27 protein-coding genes are annotated in these 20,551 nt (G+C 45.9%); 17 read left to right on the top strand and 10 right to left on the bottom strand.

Translation table 11 applies throughout. From position 1 onward, the window contains the following. Positions 1-2 precede the first annotated feature (2 nt). From MKX36_RS24490 to rlmN, 3 genes are all read right to left on the bottom strand, one after another. Positions 3-935: a dihydroorotate dehydrogenase gene (locus tag MKX36_RS24490; protein WP_340865970.1), complete on the bottom strand. Its 933-nt coding sequence runs from the start codon at positions 933-935 to the stop codon at positions 3-5. Next, positions 916-1,617 carry a dihydroorotate dehydrogenase electron transfer subunit gene (locus MKX36_RS24495; RefSeq protein ID WP_090889108.1) on the bottom strand — a complete coding sequence of 234 codons (702 nt, stop codon included), beginning with the start codon at positions 1,615-1,617 and terminating at the stop codon, positions 916-918. The genes MKX36_RS24490 and MKX36_RS24495 overlap by 20 nt, the downstream gene beginning before the upstream one ends. Positions 1,618-1,757: 140 nt before the next feature. Further along, positions 1,758-2,855 (bottom strand): 23S rRNA (adenine(2503)-C(2))-methyltransferase RlmN, encoded by a 1,098-nt coding sequence (rlmN, locus tag MKX36_RS24500; RefSeq protein WP_240753408.1) that lies wholly within the window; start codon positions 2,853-2,855, stop codon positions 1,758-1,760. Between the two features lie 170 nt (positions 2,856-3,025). Here rlmN and MKX36_RS24505 point away from each other — a divergent pair, with 170 nt between their 5' ends. Both MKX36_RS24505 and MKX36_RS24510 read left to right on the top strand, forming a co-directional pair. Next, complete coding sequence (locus MKX36_RS24505) at positions 3,026-3,160, top strand: hypothetical protein (protein ID WP_256620833.1); 135 nt, start codon at positions 3,026-3,028, stop codon at positions 3,158-3,160. Next, complete coding sequence (locus MKX36_RS24510; RefSeq protein ID WP_290402443.1) at positions 3,105-3,974, top strand: AraC family transcriptional regulator; 870 nt, start codon at positions 3,105-3,107, stop codon at positions 3,972-3,974. Before MKX36_RS24505 ends, MKX36_RS24510 begins: the two co-directional genes overlap by 56 nt. 45 nt (positions 3,975-4,019) lie before the next feature. On the opposite strand, the gene MKX36_RS24515 is transcribed toward MKX36_RS24510, so the two are convergent. Beyond that, the gene (locus MKX36_RS24515) at positions 4,020-4,907 is read right to left on the bottom strand and encodes a LysR family transcriptional regulator (RefSeq protein WP_090889110.1); all 888 of its coding nucleotides are present in this window, start codon (positions 4,905-4,907) and stop codon (positions 4,020-4,022) included. Positions 4,908-5,064: 157 nt separating this feature from the next. Between MKX36_RS24515 and MKX36_RS24520 the strand changes: the two genes are divergently transcribed. Beyond that, positions 5,065-5,805, top strand: a complete 741-nt coding sequence (locus MKX36_RS24520) for an SDR family NAD(P)-dependent oxidoreductase (protein ID WP_340865973.1) — start codon at positions 5,065-5,067, stop codon at positions 5,803-5,805. Positions 5,806-5,953: 148 nt separating this feature from the next. On the opposite strand, the gene MKX36_RS24525 is transcribed toward MKX36_RS24520, so the two are convergent. Beyond that, positions 5,954-6,685: a YheC/YheD family protein gene (locus MKX36_RS24525; RefSeq protein WP_025366187.1), complete on the bottom strand. Its 732-nt coding sequence runs from the start codon at positions 6,683-6,685 to the stop codon at positions 5,954-5,956. A gap of 285 nt (positions 6,686-6,970) precedes the next feature. Here MKX36_RS24525 and MKX36_RS24530 point away from each other — a divergent pair, with 285 nt between their 5' ends. The 4 genes from MKX36_RS24530 (at position 6,971) to MKX36_RS24545 (ending at position 9,568) form a co-directional block, all read left to right on the top strand. Next, positions 6,971-7,516, top strand: a complete 546-nt coding sequence (locus tag MKX36_RS24530; RefSeq protein WP_016822579.1) for a glutathione peroxidase — start codon at positions 6,971-6,973, stop codon at positions 7,514-7,516. A gap of 132 nt (positions 7,517-7,648) precedes the next feature. After that, positions 7,649-8,227 (top strand): TetR/AcrR family transcriptional regulator, encoded by a 579-nt coding sequence (locus MKX36_RS24535; RefSeq protein WP_340865977.1) that lies wholly within the window; start codon positions 7,649-7,651, stop codon positions 8,225-8,227. 27 nt (positions 8,228-8,254) lie between these two features. Beyond that, positions 8,255-8,995, top strand: a complete 741-nt coding sequence (locus MKX36_RS24540; RefSeq protein ID WP_257126485.1) for an SDR family oxidoreductase — start codon at positions 8,255-8,257, stop codon at positions 8,993-8,995. Positions 8,996-9,031: 36 nt separating this feature from the next. Beyond that, the gene (locus tag MKX36_RS24545; protein WP_045244754.1) at positions 9,032-9,568 is read left to right on the top strand and encodes a Crp/Fnr family transcriptional regulator; all 537 of its coding nucleotides are present in this window, start codon (positions 9,032-9,034) and stop codon (positions 9,566-9,568) included. Here the strand turns inward: MKX36_RS24545 and MKX36_RS24550 are convergent. From MKX36_RS24550 to MKX36_RS24560, 3 genes are all read right to left on the bottom strand, one after another. Further along, positions 9,501-10,022 carry a DinB family protein gene (locus MKX36_RS24550; protein WP_016822575.1) on the bottom strand — a complete coding sequence of 174 codons (522 nt, stop codon included), beginning with the start codon at positions 10,020-10,022 and terminating at the stop codon, positions 9,501-9,503. The genes MKX36_RS24545 and MKX36_RS24550 overlap by 68 nt on opposite strands. Positions 10,023-10,086: 64 nt before the next feature. Continuing rightward, positions 10,087-11,031: a helix-turn-helix transcriptional regulator gene (locus MKX36_RS24555; protein WP_025366190.1), complete on the bottom strand. Its 945-nt coding sequence runs from the start codon at positions 11,029-11,031 to the stop codon at positions 10,087-10,089. A 109-nt stretch (positions 11,032-11,140) separates the two neighbouring features. Next, the gene (locus MKX36_RS24560) at positions 11,141-11,497 is read right to left on the bottom strand and encodes a nucleotide excision repair endonuclease (protein WP_016822573.1); all 357 of its coding nucleotides are present in this window, start codon (positions 11,495-11,497) and stop codon (positions 11,141-11,143) included. A 216-nt stretch (positions 11,498-11,713) separates the two neighbouring features. Between MKX36_RS24560 and MKX36_RS24565 the strand changes: the two genes are divergently transcribed. The 3 genes from MKX36_RS24565 to MKX36_RS24575 all read left to right on the top strand — a co-directional run bounded on the left by MKX36_RS24565 (position 11,714) and on the right by MKX36_RS24575 (position 13,349). Further along, the gene (locus tag MKX36_RS24565; RefSeq protein ID WP_016822572.1) at positions 11,714-12,337 is read left to right on the top strand and encodes an acetate uptake transporter; all 624 of its coding nucleotides are present in this window, start codon (positions 11,714-11,716) and stop codon (positions 12,335-12,337) included. A gap of 198 nt (positions 12,338-12,535) precedes the next feature. After that, on the top strand, positions 12,536-12,910 hold the full coding sequence (locus MKX36_RS24570; RefSeq protein WP_085980133.1) for a winged helix-turn-helix transcriptional regulator: 375 nt from the start codon (positions 12,536-12,538) through the stop codon (positions 12,908-12,910). A gap of 145 nt (positions 12,911-13,055) precedes the next feature. Further along, a complete protein-coding gene (locus tag MKX36_RS24575) occupies positions 13,056-13,349 on the top strand; it encodes a DUF1330 domain-containing protein (protein ID WP_016822569.1) in 294 nt (97 codons plus the stop codon). 209 nt (positions 13,350-13,558) lie between these two features. Here the strand turns inward: MKX36_RS24575 and MKX36_RS24580 are convergent, their stop codons facing one another. Continuing rightward, positions 13,559-14,227: a hypothetical protein gene (locus MKX36_RS24580; RefSeq protein ID WP_123797821.1), complete on the bottom strand. Its 669-nt coding sequence runs from the start codon at positions 14,225-14,227 to the stop codon at positions 13,559-13,561. Between the two features lie 157 nt (positions 14,228-14,384). On the opposite strand from MKX36_RS24580, the gene MKX36_RS24585 reads away from it, so the two are divergent. The 6 genes from MKX36_RS24585 to MKX36_RS24610 all read left to right on the top strand — a co-directional run bounded on the left by MKX36_RS24585 (position 14,385) and on the right by MKX36_RS24610 (position 18,340). Then, on the top strand, positions 14,385-15,923 hold the full coding sequence (locus MKX36_RS24585; protein ID WP_340865979.1) for an FAD-dependent oxidoreductase: 1,539 nt from the start codon (positions 14,385-14,387) through the stop codon (positions 15,921-15,923). A gap of 73 nt (positions 15,924-15,996) precedes the next feature. Next, positions 15,997-16,248 (top strand): hypothetical protein, encoded by a 252-nt coding sequence (locus tag MKX36_RS24590; RefSeq protein WP_016822564.1) that lies wholly within the window; start codon positions 15,997-15,999, stop codon positions 16,246-16,248. 40 nt (positions 16,249-16,288) lie between these two features. Then, positions 16,289-16,669 carry a spore coat protein gene (locus MKX36_RS24595; protein ID WP_045244822.1) on the top strand — a complete coding sequence of 127 codons (381 nt, stop codon included), beginning with the start codon at positions 16,289-16,291 and terminating at the stop codon, positions 16,667-16,669. Continuing rightward, a complete protein-coding gene (locus MKX36_RS24600) occupies positions 16,666-17,802 on the top strand; it encodes a zinc-dependent alcohol dehydrogenase (protein ID WP_113050095.1) in 1,137 nt (378 codons plus the stop codon). Before MKX36_RS24595 ends, MKX36_RS24600 begins: the two co-directional genes overlap by 4 nt. Positions 17,803-17,831: 29 nt before the next feature. Continuing rightward, entirely contained in the window at positions 17,832-18,044 is a 213-nt protein-coding gene (locus tag MKX36_RS24605) for a hypothetical protein (protein WP_016822559.1), read from the top strand. After that, positions 18,041-18,340, top strand: a complete 300-nt coding sequence (locus MKX36_RS24610) for a spore coat protein (RefSeq protein WP_016822558.1) — start codon at positions 18,041-18,043, stop codon at positions 18,338-18,340. The genes MKX36_RS24605 and MKX36_RS24610 overlap by 4 nt, the downstream gene beginning before the upstream one ends. A gap of 115 nt (positions 18,341-18,455) precedes the next feature. On the opposite strand, the gene MKX36_RS24615 is transcribed toward MKX36_RS24610, so the two are convergent. Beyond that, a complete protein-coding gene (locus tag MKX36_RS24615) occupies positions 18,456-19,442 on the bottom strand; it encodes an aldo/keto reductase (protein ID WP_016822556.1) in 987 nt (328 codons plus the stop codon). A gap of 211 nt (positions 19,443-19,653) precedes the next feature. Between MKX36_RS24615 and MKX36_RS24620 the strand changes: the two genes are divergently transcribed. Further along, positions 19,654-20,037 (top strand): phosphodiester glycosidase family protein, encoded by a 384-nt coding sequence (locus MKX36_RS24620; protein WP_025366195.1) that lies wholly within the window; start codon positions 19,654-19,656, stop codon positions 20,035-20,037. The last annotated feature ends 514 nt before the right edge of the window (positions 20,038-20,551 follow it).

The following is a 20,551-nucleotide window of genomic DNA, read 5'->3' on the forward strand; positions in this document are numbered from 1 at the left end:
ATTCACAAAATTCCTCGTATCTCATCCAATGACTGCACCTTTTCCTGCTGCATCCATTGTTCTAGTCCATATACCAGCTCAGCCCCTGCATGTAAATGGACAAAATTATACGTTCCCACCTGAATAGCGGCGGCCCCTGCCATGGTAAATTCAATAATGTCCTCCACCGAGCTGATCCCGCCCATCCCGATCACGGGAATCGATACCGCCTGCGCCACCTGGTGAACCATGCGCAAGGCAATCGGCTTGATTGCCGGGCCGGAAAGGCCTGCATACGTGTTGGCAAAGACACTGCGACGCCGACGTATATCTATTTTCATTGCAGAAAATGTATTGATCAGCGAAACGCCGTCCGCGCCTTCATCCTCGCACATCACTGCCATTTGCGTGATGTTCTCTGCATTTGGAGACAGCTTAACAACTAGCGGAAGTGCCGTCACATTGCGCACCTGACGCACAACCTCCCGCGCTACCTCTGTCTGGATACCAAATTGCATTCCACCCTGCTTCACATTGGGACATGAAATGTTCAATTCCACCATGTCAACGCCTCTGCGATTCATTGTACGGCGTTTTTGCGCGTTTTCCGTAATCATGGCTACGGCCTGTACGTATTCCTCCAGATTGGAGCCACCCACATTAGCAATAACAGCCGTGTTCCAGCGAGTCATGTCATCCAGTTCATCCTTCAAAAAAGCCGCCACACCCGGGTTTTCTAATCCTACACTATTCAGCATGCCTGATGCTGTCTCATGTATTCGTTGCCCCGTATTCCCCGCCTTCGGATGAAGGGTTAGTCCCTTGCCGACGATGCCGCCGAGAAGTTCAGGAGAATAGAACTCCGCAAACTCACGCCCAAATCCAAACGTACCCGATGCCATGATAATTGGATTTTTGAACGGTACACCTGCTATATTACACGCCATGGAGATCATCGAACTCCACCTCCTCCACCGGGAATACAGGCCCTTCCTTACATACCCTCCGATTGCCTTCACGGGTACGCATAGTACAGCCCAAACATGCGCCAATACCACAGGCCATGTGTCTTTCTGTTGAAATATATAAACGGGACGCTGTACCCGCCGTTTTCAGCGCGAGTGCTTGCAACATCGGAGTGGGCCCGCAGGAAAACATATTCGCATAACGAGCCGGATCGACCTGTTCGACGATGCTTCCCCCTACTTTGACCTGTACAGATGCTGCCGCAGCCTCGAACGCTTCAACCCCAAAGGCTTGCTGTGCAAAACCCAGATAAACGTCTGCATGTGGGTAATATTTTGCAGCCAACAACAAAGGTGCTGTACCCATGCCACCGCCGATTAAAGCTAGACTGCCCTCGACCTGCGGAAACCCGTTTCCGAAAGGTCCTTCCAACTGAATCTCCTGACCAGGCTGTAATTGGGAAAATAGATTGGTCCCCTCTCCAACAACCCGGTATAAAAAGGAAATGCTCTCTTCCCCGATATCATAAATGCTGATGGGTCTTGGCAGCAGTGGGTAACCATTCCCGCTGCGCAGCATGTAGAACTGACCCATTTTCCCTTTAAATTTGCCCTCTATCTTCATTACATAAATGCCCGGAACGAGCGCCACATTTGAAATTACGTTAGCCATATAACCCCTCCACTAACCACTCACTATAACGTAAAAGCAGCAACTATTACGTGACTATTTTCACATTTATAGTTGGCGTTTTGTTCCATGACTCATGTATAAAAAAAGCGTACTCCTGTTAGAGAGTACGCTCGTACATTTTAACTAATCGCTTCGCGCTCCGCATTGCGGCTGCCGCTCGCATCCTTGCGAATTTGCTTGCTGCGTAGCTGTCCACAGGCCGCATCAATGTCGACTCCGTGCTCCAGCCGAACACTACAGCTAATGCCTTGCTTTTTCAACACATCATAGAAGCCAGTAATCGACTCCGACTCACTCCGCTGGTATTGACTATGCTCATCCACCGGATTGTACGGAATCAGGTTCACATTCGCCAGATTGCGACGATGGCCCACCAGCTCAGCCAGTTCGAGCGCATGCTCCTTACCGTCATTAACATCCTTCAGGAGGATGTACTCTAGCGTAATCCGACGATTGGTTTTGTCCAAATAATAATCAATCGCCTGCATGAGCTTCTCAATCGGGATCGCCCGATTGATCTTCATAATGCGGGTACGAATCTCATTATTCGGAGCATGGAGGGAGATCGCAAGGTTGACGTGTAGATCGGAATCTGCAAATTCAATAATTTTATCGGCAAGGCCACTTGTGGACACAGTAATATGCCGCGGCCCAATCGCCAGCCCTTTGTGATCCTTAATGACCCGAATGAAATCGGACAGGTTCACAAAGTTATCAAACGGTTCGCCAATCCCCATTACCACAACGTGACTGACCCGGTCGCCCGGACGTTCCTGGTCCAGATACAGCTGCACCTTCATGATTTGTCCTACAATTTCACCACTGGAAAGGTCACGGCTCTTCTTCAACAATCCGCTCGCACAGAAGCTGCATCCAATGTTACATCCCACCTGGGTCGTCACACATACGGATAGTCCAAACTTATGCCGCATTAATACCGTCTCAATCAAATTCCCATCCTGCAAGCGGAACAAAAACTTGACCGTCCCGTCTGCTGATTGTTGCTTCACGTGTTCTTCCAGGGTTTCAATAGAGAAGTGCTCCGCCAACAAGCGAGTACAACTCTCGTGAACCTCTGTCATCGCCGCAAAATCAGTAATTCGTTTCCGGTACAATGCGTCCCATACCTGTAATGCCCGAGATTTTTTATGTCCATGCTCCATGAGCCATGCTGTCAATTGGTCTAACGTTAATCCATAAATGGATTCCTTTTTCATGTTCGATCCTCTTTTCACAAACGTTAAAATTCGTATTTCTATATATAAACCCTAGCCATCACGACTCGTCTCAACTATCATTGCATCATAGCATGTTTGAGCGCTCTGCGCTATTCAAACACTTCTTTTATTGTCCCAAATTTTAATTATGAACACAAGGGGGCAGGCTGATGAAACCCTGTTCAACAACAGCACGCAAAGACAGGATGACGGACACCGTGAATGATATGATTACAACCAAGGAAGGTGATGTGGTTGGAATGGTTGGTTCGGATCAAGAACGCACTCGATCTAATGGAAGATAGAATGCAGCAGCCCCTCAATATCGATGAAATTGCAAAGGCGGCCTACTCGTCTCCCTTTCATTTTCAACGGATGTTTTATATGCTGACTGGCGTTACGGTAGCAGAATATGTGCGCAAACGTCGATTGACCCTGGCTGCTCAAGAGTTGAGTCTTTCTACCACCAAAGTACTGGATGTTGCGTTCAAATACGGATATGATTCCCCCGAATCTTTTTCTAAAGCGTTCCGAAAGGTACACGGTATTTCTCCCTCTGAGGCCAGAAACCCGGGAGTGAACCTGAAAGCCTTTCCGCGCATCACCTTCCACCTATCGCTGAAGGGAGATCAGGAGATGGATTATAAAATTGTAGAGAAGGCGGCCTTTACGGTCATTGGGAAGTCCATTCAAGTTACTACTAAGAACGGTGAAAATCTTCGGGAAATCCCAAAATTCTGGGATCAGCTTAACGGAGATGGCACATCAGATCGCATTCATGCCTTGGGGACAGGCGACGATATACTCGGTATATGTCTGGACATGAAGCATGGTGAGGAGACGTTTAGCTACCTTATCGCCGCAGAGGGTAACGAAGACGTAGCAGCCTCGAACGGATTAGAAGCCAGAACCATCCCGGCTGCCACCTGGGCCGTGTTTACATCCATCGGCCCTATGCCTCACTCGATCCAGAAGGTATGGCAAAGAATTTACCAGGAATGGTTCCCTGCCAGCAATTATGAGCATTCAGGCGGTCCCGAGCTGGAAGTGTATACCATGGGGGATGCTCATGCTGAGGACTACCGAAGTGAAGTATGGATCCCGATTACGAAAAAATAAACAAACGAACCGGCTGCCTATTGCAGTCGGTTTGTTATCGTATGCTCAGGACAATTGCCCCAGTTCTTTCTTTAACACAGAATATAGCCTTGCGCTTGCTAGCTTCAGCGGTGCCTCGGTTGCTTTACAAAGAAGACCAAAGGTCATATCGATCAGGCTGCCGCTTAATTGCCTCACCGCTGTTCCTACCGGGACAGGATGGACTAGAATTTGGGGCACAAGGGCAATCCCCAATTCACATTCCACATAAGATTTCAGAGCCGTCATGCTACCAATTTCCATCGTGTCTAACGTGGTTATTCCATGTTCCTTCATGACCATTTCAAGTTTACGCCGATAGGGACAGATGGACGACGTAATAAGTAGGCGATGCCCTTGCAAATCTGCGGGTCCAATGCACTCCTTTTGTGCAAGAGGGTGATGTTCAGGCATCAAAACTACAAAATTCTCCTTAAATAAAGGTTCAAAATATAGTTCTGTACCCAAATCCGGAGCAGAGCATAATGCGATGTCCACATCCCCTTTGAGAATACGCTCGCTTAATGTAGGGGTATTCCCAAACTCAACAGAAATCCGAATGTAAGGATAATGGTTTAAGAATCGCTTTAAAATTTCAGGTAGTCGGTAACTGGCGGTCGGTTCAGTCACCCCTATGCGAATGTCGCCTGCGGTTCCCTTTTGCAGGTTCTCCATATTTTCCTGCAATTGCTCCATATCTTTTACAATATGCAGACTTTGCTCGTAAAACATCCTGCCCGCTTCAGTTAACTTTATTTTCTTGCCCCGTTCAATCAGCTGAACTCCTAGATCGGATTCCAGTCTCTGTATTTGCATCGTCACGGTGGATTGTGCATAATTCAACGCTTCCGCTGCACGCATAAAACTTCCGCAATTCACAATCATCTGAAATGTTTTAAGTGCTTTAATATCCATTCTCCTACTCCTAAGTCGCTCGTTTAATTCAATTTTATTGAATTTCAAGTTCAGTTAATTCAATTATACATAATATAATACATCCTCTACAATGATCCATATTAGATCATATTATTTTTCACACAAAACTAACGAGTTGGATAAGGGGCGGACATACATGGATTTACATCAAAAAGTAGCACTGGTTACAGGAGGCGGTACAGGAATTGGGAGAGCCATATGTATGGAGCTGGCGGATCGTAAGGCTACGGTAGTCGTAAACTATTCCCGTTCTAAAGACGATGCAGAGGAAACCGTACGTAGGATACTCGAACAGGGAGGAAGTGCAATTGCATTACAGGCAGATGTTTCCCAAGATCGGGAAGTTCGAGCGATGGTCGAGCAGATTGTTCAGCAATACGGCACGGTTGGTGTACTGGTGAATAACGCCAGCATTACACATCATATTCCGATGGATGATCTAGAGGCCGTTACGGAAGCGGTGTGGAATGATCTCTTGGATGTCAATGTGAAAGGCATGTTTCACTGTGCCAGAGCCGTGGCTCCTTATATGAAGCATCGTCAACAAGGAGCTATCGTCAATCTGGGAAGTATAGCTGGACAAACAGGGCTAGGTTCCTCGCTACCCTATGCAGTATCCAAAGCAGCCGTCCACGGGCTGACCAAGTCGTTAGCACGATCTCTGGCACCTGATATTCGAGTCAATTGCATCGTACCAGGCGCGGTGGCCACAAGATGGTGGGCAGGTAGGGAAGAACAAATGAAACAATTGGCTCCCCACTTGCTGCTACAGCGCATTTCCACACCTGAGGATATTGCTAGCATGGTCTGCTCTGCTTTGGAACAGGAAGCCATGACAGGCCAGATCATTACGATAGACAGCGGACAAACGCTATAAAGTTACTGGGCTTCTAGGTAAAAAACAAGCCGCCTTCTTAGACAGAAGGTGGCTGTTAAGCTAGAACCTAAAAAGGAGAATGCTCCCGCAAGTTTGCCGGGGCGTTCTCCTCCTTATCTTATTCATAAATGATTTAAAACACTTTATTCTAATGATGATGAATACGACGTTTATTTCTCAAAATGTTGCGAATCATCTTATGATTAGGGAGCTGCCTGAATAACATATGTCCTGGATGCGGATTGGCCTCAATAATCCAGATTTGACCGCTCTTTTCAATAGCAAGATCGATGCCCAGCTCGCGAACCGGATGATTTTGGTCAATCGTGTCGGCAATAATTCTAGAAAGCTCAATGACCTGGTCCAAAATCTCTTTCATTTTCGCTCTGTCATTTTTAAAAACCCTTAAAAGCACTTTGGACAACGGCGCCGCATGTCCTCCCTTCCGATAGTTGGTAACGACCTTTCGAGGTGCAGCGACACGGCCGGTTATCCCTGAAATGACCCATTCCGATTCCGGCTTCTGCATATACACTCTGGCATCAAAAATCGAACCTTTGTACTTGGCTAACTTAAGTCCTTGCTGTACCAAATAACGACGATGAGGTCTCCGATAGCTTCTAATTGCTCTTCTTACAGCGTGGGATCTAACGACTCTGCGACTGGAGCCGCAACGAACCTCATATCTCCTCCCTACCTTTTTCGCGCGTATGATGCCGGTTCCTCCACTGCCATAATTAGGCTTGATAAAGACAGTGCGGTAGGTATCCAGCATCCGTAAAGTCCTTGCATTCGTAATCCAGCGGGTTTCGGGCAAGTGCGAGCGTAAAATGGGATGTTGTTGCATTTCCTTGTATTGAATCATCTTTCCAATGGGCACGAATATCCCTCGATTCTGTTGGGTTTTTGCACACACTACATGAATATGCATCTATATTCTATCTTGGTAACGGCGAATGCCACAGTTTGCTATGTAAGAGGCAAATCTCCTACTTTCTCTAAGCCAAGTCTTCTTTGGTTTCAAAGAGTGAGAGAGGGGTACTATGGGTCTTTACATGACGCAATTATTGTAAACACCTATAAAGTTGATCCCAATAATATATTGGACCAATAACAACTCTAGATATATGATGTATTAAAAAATAACGCGAGGAGGAACGATAACATGTCTGTTTATGATTTTCAAGCAACCTCAATTAACGGGAAACCGATTGAATTGTCAGACTATAGAGGTAAGGTTCTCCTTATTGTAAACACTGCCAGCATGTGTAGCTTCTCCAGCCAATTCGCTGATCTGCAAAAGCTCTATGAAAGACGGAGAGAACAAGGTTTTGAAATCCTTGCTTTTCCATGTAACCAATTCAATGGAAAAGAGCCGGGTAGCAATTCGGAGGTTCAGGGAATTTGTCAAATTAAGCATGGAGTAACCTTCCCATTATTTGAGAAGACGGAGGTAAGAGGCTCTTCCCTTCATCCTTTATTTCAATATCTGACCCAACAGGCACCGTTTCAAGGCTTCGATACCCAGGCCAAAGACGGTCAATGGATGGACGATTTCTTGCAGGATAAATATCCAGAAATATACGTTGGCGACGGTATCAAGTGGAATTTTTCCAAATTCCTGATTGATCGCGGCGGCTATGTAAAAGCCAGATTTGAAGTAACAACGGCAACCTGTGCTATTGACCCTGTCATCGAATCGCTCTTGTAGGTTTCCTGGTCACACTTTAGATTCTTTAAAAAGAGAGTATCAAATGACAAAAACGTATATTTGTCATTTGATACTCTTTGTGTTATCCTGACTTCAAGGAGGTGACTCACACGGTAAGTCAACCGTGTCTCTATGGAAAAATCCTCAGATATACTGACCAAGGAACAGATTCTTATCGCGACAGAAGACACCCTTAGACGTTTTGGTGTAACCAAAAGCTCCGTGACGGATGTTGCCAAAGTGTTAGGAGTAAGTCACGGCACTATTTACCGACACTTTAAAAGTAAAGCCGAGCTTCTTGAAGGCGTGACCGAAAAATGGCTAAATGAAAAGATTATTGATCCGTTAACGGAGATATGCCAGGATTCATCTGTGCTAGGAATATCGCACTTAAAACGATATATACAGACCTTGGTCGAACTTAAGCAGTATTATGCCCGCGATGACGAGGAAATGTTCGAGATGTATACCCGGGTCACCGAGCAAGCCGCGAATTTAATCGACCAACATATCGCCCACATTGTGGATCAGCTCGCTGATATTATTGTGCGCGGGGGTATCACAGCGGATCAGCCGCCCCAACTGGCGCGTACGCTTTTCTATGCCACAGCCCGTTTTCATCATCCCGCACATGCTTATGAATGGAAGAATCCGACGATTGATCAGGAGTTTGCAGAAGTGTGGATGCTTTTAGAAAAAGGGATATCTTAAAATATATAGAAAGAAGGCCAAACACATATGAAGCATTTGGAAGGAAAAATAGCGATTATCACTGGCTCCTCCAGGGGAATTGGACGTGCCATTGCCGAGCAACTGGCTAATCTAGGTGCTAGTGTAGTCGTCAATTATGCCAGTAGTCCGGACAGAGCTAAAGAAGTGGTAGCAGGCATTCTTCAAAAAGGCGGAAAGGCCATAGCTCTCCACGCTGATCTGAGCAAGACGGGCGATATTGAAGCCTTATTTAAGAATACGATTGCTGAATTCGGCAAAGTGGATATTCTGGTTAACAACGCCGGGCTGATGATTACCAAACCTCTGGCTGAGGTGACCGAAGCTGATTTTGACCAACAATTCGCATTGAATGTAAAAGGTACTTTCTTTGCCTGCCAGCAAGCGATGAAATACATGGAGAACTACGGGAGAATCGTGAACCTGTCCACGTCCGTGATCGGACAAATGTTCCCGGCTTACAGCGTGTATGCGGGAACGAAAGGCGCGGTGGAGCAATTTACCCGTCAGCTAGCCAAAGAGTTCGGAAGCAGGCAAATTACGATCAATGCCGTGGCTCCCGGCCCTGTCAACACAGAGCTTTTTCAGGCAGGAAAAACAGAGCAACAGATCGAAGGCATGAAGAAAATGAATGCTATGGGTCGTCTCGGTGAACCGGAAGATATCGCTGATGTGATTGAGTTTCTGGTCAGCGCTAAATCGCAGTGGGTTACCGGACAGACCATCCGCGTGAATGGCGGATTCATCTAAAAGCTGGAATACATGAAATGGAGGCTATACACGTTCATGATATTACACAAAGGCGAGACCTTATTTCGACAAGGGGAATCAGGCCCTTTATATCACTTAAAGAGCGGCTTGTTAAAAATTGTCCGAGTCCATGAAGACGGCTCGCAAATTTTAGTTAATGTAATTGTGCCCGATGAAACCATCCCGCACCACTCCCTCATCAGTCCCAATCCCTATTATGGTACCGCGATGGCGCTGGTCACCTCTGAGGTTGAGGTTCTGTCGCAAAAAGAATGGTACCTGAAGCTAGAGCAAGACCCGGCTCAATGTCGAGCCATTGCTTTGCAGCTACAGGATAAGCTGCGCATGATGCAGCAACGAATTGACCAGCTCACGGAGGTATCGCCTGCCGAGAAGCTTCGGAAGCTTCAACGCTGGTTCCACTCCTACATCGCACCCGCTACGTTAACAGACGTGCTGACGCAGGAGGAAATTGGGCAGTTCATCGGGCTGCGCCGGGAGACGATTAACCGGCTATTGCGTGCTTCAAGCGCTCCATCTGCAAAAGATGATGACGATAATGCATCTCGATGAGTCTAAACCACTCTCCCGCATTCAACGCGCCAAATCCGGGATGAGAGACGGTAGACGACCCTGTTGATTTGTCAACGGTCGGCTCAATCTCTCTCATTTTACGGATCACCACGTTTAATCCTTCTACAATCTCTTCTTTGCTCGTCGGTTGGGGGGGAGTATACTGCGGAGATGGTGGAACTTGGATACGTATGGGTGGAAAGCTTCCCAAGTTAAATGCGGCTGTGCCCGCCTCCGTTTTATCCCCCTTCTCCCCATTAGACTGTAGACAAAGGTCTATGTTCCTAAGATGCATATAAAGAGCAGAGTTCACCAAATGAAGATACATTTGTCCAAGCGACCATTGTCCCTCCTGCGGTGTGTACTGCAATTGCTCCAAGCTGAAGCTGTCCAATTCAAGAAGATAGTGTTGTACCGTTTCTTCAAAACGCTGTAATGTTTCGCTTGTATTCATATAGTAAATGCCCCTCTCTATCAAAGTAGCTTTACTATACAAGAATGCTACTGACAGCATTATGTCAGTAGCATTTCAACATTTTTTCCACTTCCGTACGGACGCGCTCGCGAAGCGATTCAGGCTCCAGCACCACCACGTCTGCACCCCATCCAAGTATCCATGATAGTAACTCCTCTGGCTGTCTGACGCGATAGAGTACATGCAGTCCATCTGCATGCTCCTCCATGGACTCCATGTAAAAATGGTTCGCTTCCTTCACTTTATCTACAATATTCGAATTGGCTTGTATGCGGACATTTACATGGCGGTCATCGGGTTGTTTATAATCCTGCAAATTAAAATCACTAGGCAACTGATAGCTATCCTCCAGCATGATCAGCTCGTCCATACGCGACAAACGGAAATGTCGCAACTGCTGCCGCAATTCGCATTGTCCAATCAAAACCCACGAACCATGCAGCAGTACAAGACCATAAGGAGCGACCACACGCACACTTTGGCGATTCCCGTCAGCCTCTGGCAATTTTTTGGAGTAGCTAAACCGAACCTTCCGTTTGTTCAATACAGCGATGCGCAGCGTTTCCAAATACGTTTTCTCTCTCTGGTCTACCCCTTTACCCACCGCCAGCAGTCTAATGGTCGTCCGCACCTGAGAAACTTCCCTGCGAACGCTCTCTGGTAAAATAGCTTCAATTTTTCTGCGTGAAGCTTGTGCCTTCATGCCATAGTCTGTATCAAATTTTTGTTCGACAAAATCTGCTCCGATTAGCAGTGCCACAGCCTCTTCAACAGTAAAGCTTACAGGGGGCAGGAAGTATCCCTCCATCAAGGAGTATCCAATGCCCGGTGCCCCTACAATCGGCACGCCCGATTCGCTTAAAGCCTGAATATCCCGATAGATCGTTCTCACACTTGTTTCGAAAATCGCCGCTAAATCCTCGGCCCGTAAAATATCGTTACGTTGTAACTCTAGCAAAATGGCCAGCAACCGGTCGGTTTTGTTCATACTACATCGCCCCGTCCTTGAAAGGATCTAAATGCACGAATTTAAAAGAGCAATAAGAGCAGTGCACGACTGCGGCTTATTGCTCTTTTGTCATAAAGCAGTTGCTTCTTTATTTAAAAAACACTTTTTCAACGTTATATTTAGCCTTTTGCGAATTGATGATGTAGGTTTCATAAATTTCACGATCTACCGCATCTTCCACAATACAGACCTCAATAATCGCCACTTCGTTCCGATTGGCCTTGATCGGCGATACGTTATCTTCAAAATGCTTTTTGATTCTTGGTCTTAGCTTTCTTGCTTTACCAACGAACAGCAATTCCTCCTGTGCGTTGTAGAACATAAAGATACCAGCCTTATCTCTAGGAATCAGGTGGAAATCTGTAAATCCGTAAATATGGCTGAGCTCAGGGTTAACCTGTTTGGTAATCGTGATATCTGGAGTTGGAATCGTTATATTAATCACTATGTCACTTCCTCATTCTATATAGGTGTAAATACTATCATAAATCCTGCGCTAACACCATTTAATAAATCCTTGCCCGTCACTAAACAGATCGGTAGGAATTTTATGAATTACCTACTATGCGAGTAGGTTGGTTTCCGTTACAATATGTCAGTGTGATTCTGGCATCGGCAGATTGACGCGTACTTGAATATTATTGGAGGCTTCTATTTTTTCATGCAAAATGAATCTCATTCTAACGTAAAAATCATAACGGCCGATCCGAGCGCGATCGGCCTGTTTGGCTTGGCCATTGTAACGCTTGTAGCTTCATCCCAAAAGCTTGGTCTCACTGATGGCTTGAGCTTTATTATTCCTTGGGCTATTTTCCTTGGTGCCTTTGCACAGCTGTTTGCCTGCATTCAGGATGCAAAGCATAACAACACCTTTGGCATGACGGCATTTGGTGCTTACGCCTTCTTCTGGTTAGCCGTAGCTAGTAGCTGGATGATTAAAATGGGCGTATTCGGCTCAGAGCTGGCATCAGCGGTGGATGGCAGACAGCTCGGCTTTGCCTTTGCCGGCTATCTCATCTTTACGCTCTTCATGACCATTGGAGCCATGGAGACGCATAAGGTTCTATTTTTTATTTTTGTGTTGATTGATTTTCTGTTCCTCGGCCTTAGCTTCGATGCATTTGGCATCGCCCCAGAGGTGTTCCATACCATCGCTGCTTATGCTGAAATGGGCATCGGTCTACTCTCGCTGTACGGTACAGGAGCTGCTGTCCTGAATGCACATTTTGGCCGTACATTCCTGCCCGTAGGACGACCTTTCGGCATTTTCAAACCACGTCCTTAGTTGCATACGTATATCTCCAAAGCCGCCTTTCGCGCCGATCCGCGTTAAGGATGGCTTTGGGGATATAAGGCTGGAATTACTCGGCTTGCTACTAGATGCTGCTTATTAAAGTTAACTTGAAATCAAGTGTTGCCTTGTATCGCTGTATCTGAACTAAACTGCAAGTGCAGTATTGGTATAATAACAAAGTGAAAGGAGATGATATCGTTGAGAAAACGGCTGAACAATGGAGTTAATTGCACGCCGACTAAAGGCTGTCCGGTGGAAGTAACCTTAAGCATTATCGGCGGAAAGTGGAAAGGAATCATTCTGTACGAATTGCTGGGTGGAACTAAGCGGTTTCAAGAACTGCGGCGAGCACTTCCCACGGCCACCCAAAAAATGCTGACCCTCCAACTGCGAGAGTTAGAAGCAGACGGTCTCATTCACCGCGAAGTTCATCACCTTGTTCCGCCAAAAGTGGAATACTCGCTAACCCCGCTCGGGGCTTCGCTTGAGTCAATACTCACCCAAATGAAGGCTTGGGGAGAACGATTTCAGGCCGAACATCATCTCTCCGACTTTCAAACCTGAAATAACGAACCGGTGTAATAAATGAAACTGAGGATAAAAAAAGTGCCTAATTTACAAATCTCCGCGTGTCGGATTAAGCTAAAGATGCTCGCCGGCGAAATCCTAGGACGTATGATCACCGTCCGACATACAGAGGAGAATGAATATGAGCGCATATGTTATCGTAGATATAAAAGTAGAGGAAGAAGCTGTTTTCAAACAATACGCAGAGCTAGCAGATGCGCTGCTGCAGAAAGTTCCGGGATTCCGCAACCTTACGCTAGATCCACAGCCCGAGACACTGGAAGGCACATGGAAGCCGTCAATAGTCGTAGTTCACGAATTCCCGACTTACGAGGCTGCCAAGCAGTTCTATTATTCCGATGACTACGCGCCCTTAATTAAGCTGCGCCAATCAGGAACTCAAGCTAATGTTATTCTGGTTAACGGAAGAGCATAAACTCCTGTTCTGCTACTTTGCATATATTAGGACAATCGCATTCAAATTAGGTAACTAGCTTATTTAATTTCATAGTCATTAAATAAAACAAACTGCTACGTCCTATTAAGGACGCAGCAGTTTTTCTAGTACAACGTAAAAAATGTAACCGTACACCTCCGCCAGCATCTTGTTCTCCCCCGGAATGAAGGTAACACCATTCCATAAAATTATAGAGTGTCCCCTGCGACAGGCTTCATCGTTTTCTCCGCCATTCTGTCGATTGTCCAGACTAGTCCCCCCACGGCAAGAGTGGCGATGACCGCCATAATTGCTGTTCCGCCGACATGCAGTAGCAGCACGGGAACCCACAGCAGTCCAAGTATACGATGGATGGTTCGCATCCACTTGTTACGTACTTTATTAATATAGAAACCGTACCCGGAGATAGCCAGTATAATAGCAAAGGCTGCTAGGCCGGAGTAGGTTTTGTGATCTTGAAATTTGGTAATCAGGAAATAGACACCATGAACGGCAATAAGAATCAAGGTCGCCCAACCCAGCAGTTTATGCAAGGAGTGAAACAACTTTCCGGCCTTTTGAACCAACATTGACGGTGATCTCAGTTTCTTCTTAAACCAGAACCAACAGAAAGAGGCCGCCCCAAGAAAAACGGAGATCGTTCCCAAGGTGTTAAATATTTCTCCGTTTCCCCCACCACCTTTTCCTCCGGGACTTCCGCCCATGTGCCCTGGTACTTTGCCGCCTCCCGGAGGTCGCATGCCAGGCTTGCCACCGGAAACCGAGGACATGTAGTAATAGTAGATTACGAGTAGAGCCGCTACCGTAACTGCAATGATTGCCGGAATCCAAACCGTCTTTTTCGTCTTTGTTTTCATTAGTTATGCATCCTCCCCGGGAAAATTGCCTTGATTGTACCCAGTCAGGCTGAAAACAAGATGAAGGCTGGCTGAAAGTATCCCTTTTTAGGGTATATAAAATCATACAATGATAACAATGTATACAATAATTGTAGTCAAAGGGGTGCTTGTGAAAATGAAACAAGATGAAAATCATGTCGCCTTTCCGCAATTTCCAGAATCGTATTGGTTAGCTTCAACTGACATCCCCAGTTTTCCCAAGCTCAGTGAAGATATTCAGGTGGATGTTGCTATTGTAGGTGCGGGGATCACGGGTATTACCACTGCTTATTTACTGTCCAAAAAAGGGCTAAATGTCGCAGTCGTCGACGCAGGGCGGATACTTCATGGAACAACAGGCCATACGACCGCCAAAATTACCGCACAGCATGATTTGATCTACAGCGAGTTTCTTTCACATTTTGGCAAGGAGAAAACTCGGCTCTATTACGAAGCCAACCGTGATGCTCTTGAATTCATCAGACAAACGGTAGAAGAGAATCATATTGATTGTCAATTTACAGAAGAAGATGCCTATGTTTATACAAGTGCAGATACGCATGTGGAAAAAATCGCCGACGAGTATAAAGCTTATAAGGAACTTGGCATCCCGGGAAGTTATGTCGAACAAACACCTCTGCCTTTCTCAACTAAAGCAGCTATTATGATGGAAAACCAGGCTCAGTTTAATCCGGTTCCTTTCTTAAGGTATTTGGCAAATCAAGTCATTCGGCAAGGCGGGAAAATCTATGAACAGACTACCGTTGTGGGTGTGGATAAAGGAAACCCTGCCATCATTAAAACAAGCGACGGGCATAAAATTACCTGCAACCATGTCGTATCCTCCTCTCATTTTCCGTTTAATGATCCAAACAGTCTTTATTTTGCGCGATTGCATGCCGAGCGGTCTTATGTCCTAGCCGTCAAGACGGACAAAACCTATCCGGGTGGCATGTACCTAAGTGCGGAAACCCCCAAACGTTCGCTTCGCTCTGTACTAATAAACGGTGAACCGATGGTCATCGTCGGTGGCGAAGGCCACAAAACGGGTCAAGGAATCTGCACATTTCAATACTATGAAGCTTTAGAAAAGTTCGCAGAGCAAACATTTGGGTTAAAAGAAATCGTCTATCGCTGGTCGGCACAGGACCTGTATTCGTTAGACAAGCTCCCTTACATCGGGCAGGAATTATCCGATGTTCCTAACATCCTCGTGGCTACGGGCTATAGAAAATGGGGGATGACCACAAGTGTCGCAGCGGCTTTATTAAATACGAATCTGATTACCAGAAAGGAAAGCCCGTATCAGGATCTTTTCTCCCCTTCAAGATTTCATGCAGACCCCGACATTAAAACATTTGTGACACAAAATGCGAATGTAGCTAAACACTTGATTGCCGGGAAGCTGGGAATCAGCCACAAAAAAGCCGAAGAACTCCAGCAAGACGAAGGGGCAGTCATTCGGCTGAATGGCAAAAGGGCAGGCGCTTACCGAGATTTACAGGGGACACTGCACCTAGTGGACACAACGTGCACCCATATGGGCTGCGAAGTTGACTGGAACGAGGCGGAAAGAACATGGGATTGCCCATGTCATGGCTCTCGCTTTTCATATCAAGGCGAAGTAATTGAGGGACCCGCTAAAAAAGCACTTGGCAAGGTTGAAGCCGAATAGAACGATCCTTTCGGAATAAACCTAGTTATGCTGGACAACATACCTTCGAGAATCATAAAAGAAAGGTGATCCTATGATAAGCCAACAGCCTACATTAGCGGCGCATGAGTCCCTAGAGATCCATGAAGTGCTTAACTTCAAAACGTTATGTTTAGCCAAGTCCAAATTAATGCAGGGCTTAGTATTCGATCAAGAGCTAAAGGATTTAATGGAAAAAGATGTTCAGCAATCTATTCAGGCTATTGCTGATTTGCAAGCAATCTACGCTAAAGCACCGTTTCAAGCACCTGTTCCTGACTCCCGTCCAACACCAATTTTAAATTGAGGTGAATGATGTGACACCTAGCCAGACCCAGTCCGCCAAAATGGATTATGTGGACCCAAAAAACTCATTAAATATGCCCGAAATGGCAGACACGACACTTGCAATGGATTTTCTGGTTCGCGTCAAGGAAGGGGTTCGGAACACAGCAGTAGCTTTAACAGAAACCGTCTCTACCGATGCCAGAACCCTATTGCGCCATCAACTGCATCAAGGTATCGCGCTTCATCAGGAAATTACTGAACTGATGGTACGGAAAAAATGGTTTCATCCCTATGAGCTGCAAAAGCAATATCAATTGGATCAACTGTCAGCTAATAAGACGGTGGACATTAGCAAGATGAAACTGTTCCCAGACGATACCACACGCAAAGGTATGTTTGATCGCACGCCGGACGAACATATTGGAGGGAATCAGGCATGAAGGCAGTGACCTATCAAGGTATCAAAAACGTTGTCGTTAAAGACGTTCCTGACCCACGTATTCAAAAAGCCGATGATGCGATTGTCAGACTGACGACAACCGCTATTTGTGGTTCAGATTTGCATCTCCTTCACGGAATGATTCCGAACTTACAAGAAGATTTTGTTATCGGGCATGAGCCAATGGGGGTTGTAGAAGAAGTCGGCAGCGGCGTGACTAACTTGAAAAAGGGAGATCGCGTGATCATTCCGTTCAACATCGCGTGTGGTGAATGCTTTTACTGTAAAAACCAATTGGAAAGCCAATGTGATCATTCGAATGAAAATGGAGAGATGGGCGGTTTTTTTGGCTATTCCGGAACAACCGGTGGATATCCAGGTGGACAAGCTGAATATTTACGTGTGCCTTTTGCCAACTTCACTCATTTCAAAATTCCGGAGAGTTGCGAACATTCTGATGAGAAGCTTTGCCTGATTGCTGATGCCATGACTACTGCATTTTGGAGCGTCGATAACGCCGGAGTGAAGGCTGGGGATACTGTCATTGTTATAGGCTGTGGGCCAGTAGGTCTATTAGCGCAAAAATTCGCCTGGTTCAAAGGGGCAAAACGAGTCATTGCGGCAGACTATCTGGATTATCGTCTGCAACACGCAAAGCGCACCAATCATGTGGAGATCGTGAATGTGGAATCGCAAGAAAACGTCGGCAACTATCTGAAGGAGATGACCAAAGGAGGCGCAGACGTAGTTATTGACTGCTCCGGCATGAGCGGCAAAATGTCTCCGCTGGAATCCTTAGCTTCAGGTCTTAAACTTCACGGTGGAGCTTTGGGAGGCTTAGTCATAGCTACACAGGCTGTCCGCAAAGGGGGCACTATTCAAGTTACCGGGGTATACGGCGGTCGATATAACGGTTTTCCGATGGGAGATATTTTTCAGCGAAATGTTAATTTGCGTACGGGACAGGCTCCTGTTATTCACTATATGCCTTACATGTATGAGCTGATAGATACGGGGAAGGTTGACCCTGGTGACGTTGTCACACACGTCATTCCACTAAGCGATGCTAAACGCGGATATGAAATTTTCGATACCAGACAAGACAATTGCATCAAAGTTGTACTTAAACCTTAACTATATATTGGACTGGAGGCAAATGTTATATGGTGTATGGCCTGCACGAAACACTTGAAGTCCATGAATTGTCAGCATTCAAAACAGTGTGTCTTACCAAGTCTAAAACAATGCAAGCATTGATCTCTGATCCGGTTCTCAAAGCTATTTTGCAAAAGGACGTTGACCTAACAACACGACAATTGCAAGAGCTGAGTAATGTTTTAAATCAAGCCTCGTCATCACAGGAGGTGGAGCAATGAATATACTCTTGGAGTATTTGACCGGACTCAATACGTTAACCGACCAAGTGATTGCTGCTGATTTTTTAAACACCGCCAAAAGCGGTGTGAGAAATTACGCTATGGCCGTAACGGAAGCGGGAACTCCAGAAATTAAAGCTATGCTTACAAAACAACTGGATGAAGCTATCGATATGCATGAGCAAATTTCAACGTACATGATCGAACGTGGCTGGTATCACCCCTGGAACGTAAAAGAGCAGCTGTCGGTGGATCTGCAAAATATCAATACTGCATTGCAAGCTCCTGTTTTGTAAAAGGATGCCTTCGGCATTATACGAAGCACGTTCCTGCTTATATATAAAGTCCTTAAGCCGTCTTTCACGCCGATTCGTGTTAAAGACGGCTTAAGGGGTTATCTCGTGATTCTTATTATTCCGCTTGCCAATTTGGCATCCGCTCTGCCGGGTAACGAAGGCCGGCTGCCATTCCTTTAGGGATGATGGCGTTAATCGTCTCCATTTCTTCTGCGGACAAGCCCACATCAACTGCTCCTGCATTTTCCTCTAAATACGTGACCCGTTTGGTGCCGGGGATTGGTACAATTCCCTCTTGTGCAAGTAACCAGGCCAAAGCAAGCTGAGAAGGCTTGACTCCTTTTTGAGCCGCAAGATCCTTAACATGCTGCACGAGATCCAGATTCTTTTGGAAATTTTCGGGCTGAAAACGTGGCGCCGTGCGACGGTAATCATCTTCTGCGAAATCATCCAACTTCTGAATTTGACCGCTCAAAAATCCGCGTCCCAGTGGACTGTAGGCCACAAATTCGATGCCCAGCTCCTTACATGTCGGTATCACTTCATCTTCTGCTTCCCGGCTCCATAAGGAGTATTCCGTTTGCAGTGCTGTAATCGGGTGTACCTTATGAGCACGTCTGATCAGTGCAGGAGACGCTTCAGATAGCCCCAGATAGCGGACTTTTCCCGCTTGGACCAGATCACTCATCGCCCCTACTGTTTCTTCAATAGGTACATTCGGGTCAACACGGTGCTGATAGTACAAATCAATCACATCTACACCCAATCTTTGCAGGCTACGATCACATGCCTGTTTTACATATTCAGGACGGCCGCTTACCCCCATAAATGCACCATCTTCCCCGCGCATAATCGAAAACTTGGTAGCTAACACTACTTCATCCCGGTGGCTCCGCAGGATTTGACTGATCAGTTTTTCATTTTTCCCCACACCGTAGACATCTGCTGTATCCCAGAAGTTGATCCCCAGCTCCAACGCACGATGAAGCGTTTTGATCGATTCCTGATCATCCAACTCACCATAATACTCGGACATTCCCATGCAGCCCAGACCCAGAGCGGATACTTGAAGGTCGCTGTTACCCAGTTGTTTCTTTTTCAATTTTATCACTCCCAATTTGTCAGAATAGCCATCGCCTGTCCTAATCCATACGTTACACCCAGTATGTTACTACTTAAAGTTAACTTTAAGTCAAGCATTGTCTCGTACGCAGTATTTCATTTTTTTTAATAAAATTTGATGATTAGGTTGTAAGGGGCAGCTGTAAATTGCCATTACCCGTACTTTAAGTGTAACGGATCTCAAAAAACAAATGGGAACGGCAATTAAGTACAAATCCATTATTAGCGGCGGTAGTCTGTCACTGAAGAATAAGGAAGAAGTATGGCTCAAGGAGCTGAAAGAGATTGAAAACTTCGATTTGAATGGAACCTTGCAGTACACGGAAGCCACGGGACGGACAGGCCTGGGATTCAAAGTCGTGAATAATATTTGGCAGGTCTATCTGGTTGTTCATAAAAATGAGACGCTAAAACAACTTCGCAATTATTTTATCAAACAGGATTGCTTTGAAGCCGTTCTTCTTGATGGTGGGGGCTCGTCCGGTATTCAACTCAAAAACTCTGCAGGTACAATGGTTAAGAATGCGCAAACACGTTATATCTACAACATGGTAAAACTCATTAATATCACCTAAACCTTATGATATGACGTGCTTTTATAGGAGTAAGGTTCCTTACCGGCCTCCTCTACAATTCATCCAGCACGACCATTTCCAATGCCAGGAAAACAGAGGTTGCAGGGTACACATAAGAAACCTCAATGGGTTGCCCACCTGTAATTCTTCTGGATTGATTAATTGCCTCCGCTGTCCATCCATCTGCTTATAAATATGTGTATCTGGGATAGATATATAGACCGATTGGATAGGTTTTTCCGTAGGATCAACATTTTCAGGTATTTCTTTGGCAAATTGAACAGACTGTTCAAATCGGATCAAATAGTTCGTGGCAGGGGCTGCTAAGGGTTAATATACTCGCTAAAGATGAAAGTATACAGAAATGGACGGAAGCAAGATTTCCTTTTAGACCATCTGAGCTGACTGAGCCCAAATCTTTTAAAATGATGGATGATAGCCTGGAGTTGGTTAGGGCTTCACTTAAGGAATCGCAAGCCGACAAAGGGGCATATGAAACTGTCATCTCATTCTA

Source organism: Paenibacillus sp. FSL W8-0439, assembly GCF_038008995.1.
Taxonomy (GTDB): Bacteria; Bacillota; Bacilli; order Paenibacillales; family Paenibacillaceae; genus Paenibacillus; species Paenibacillus polymyxa.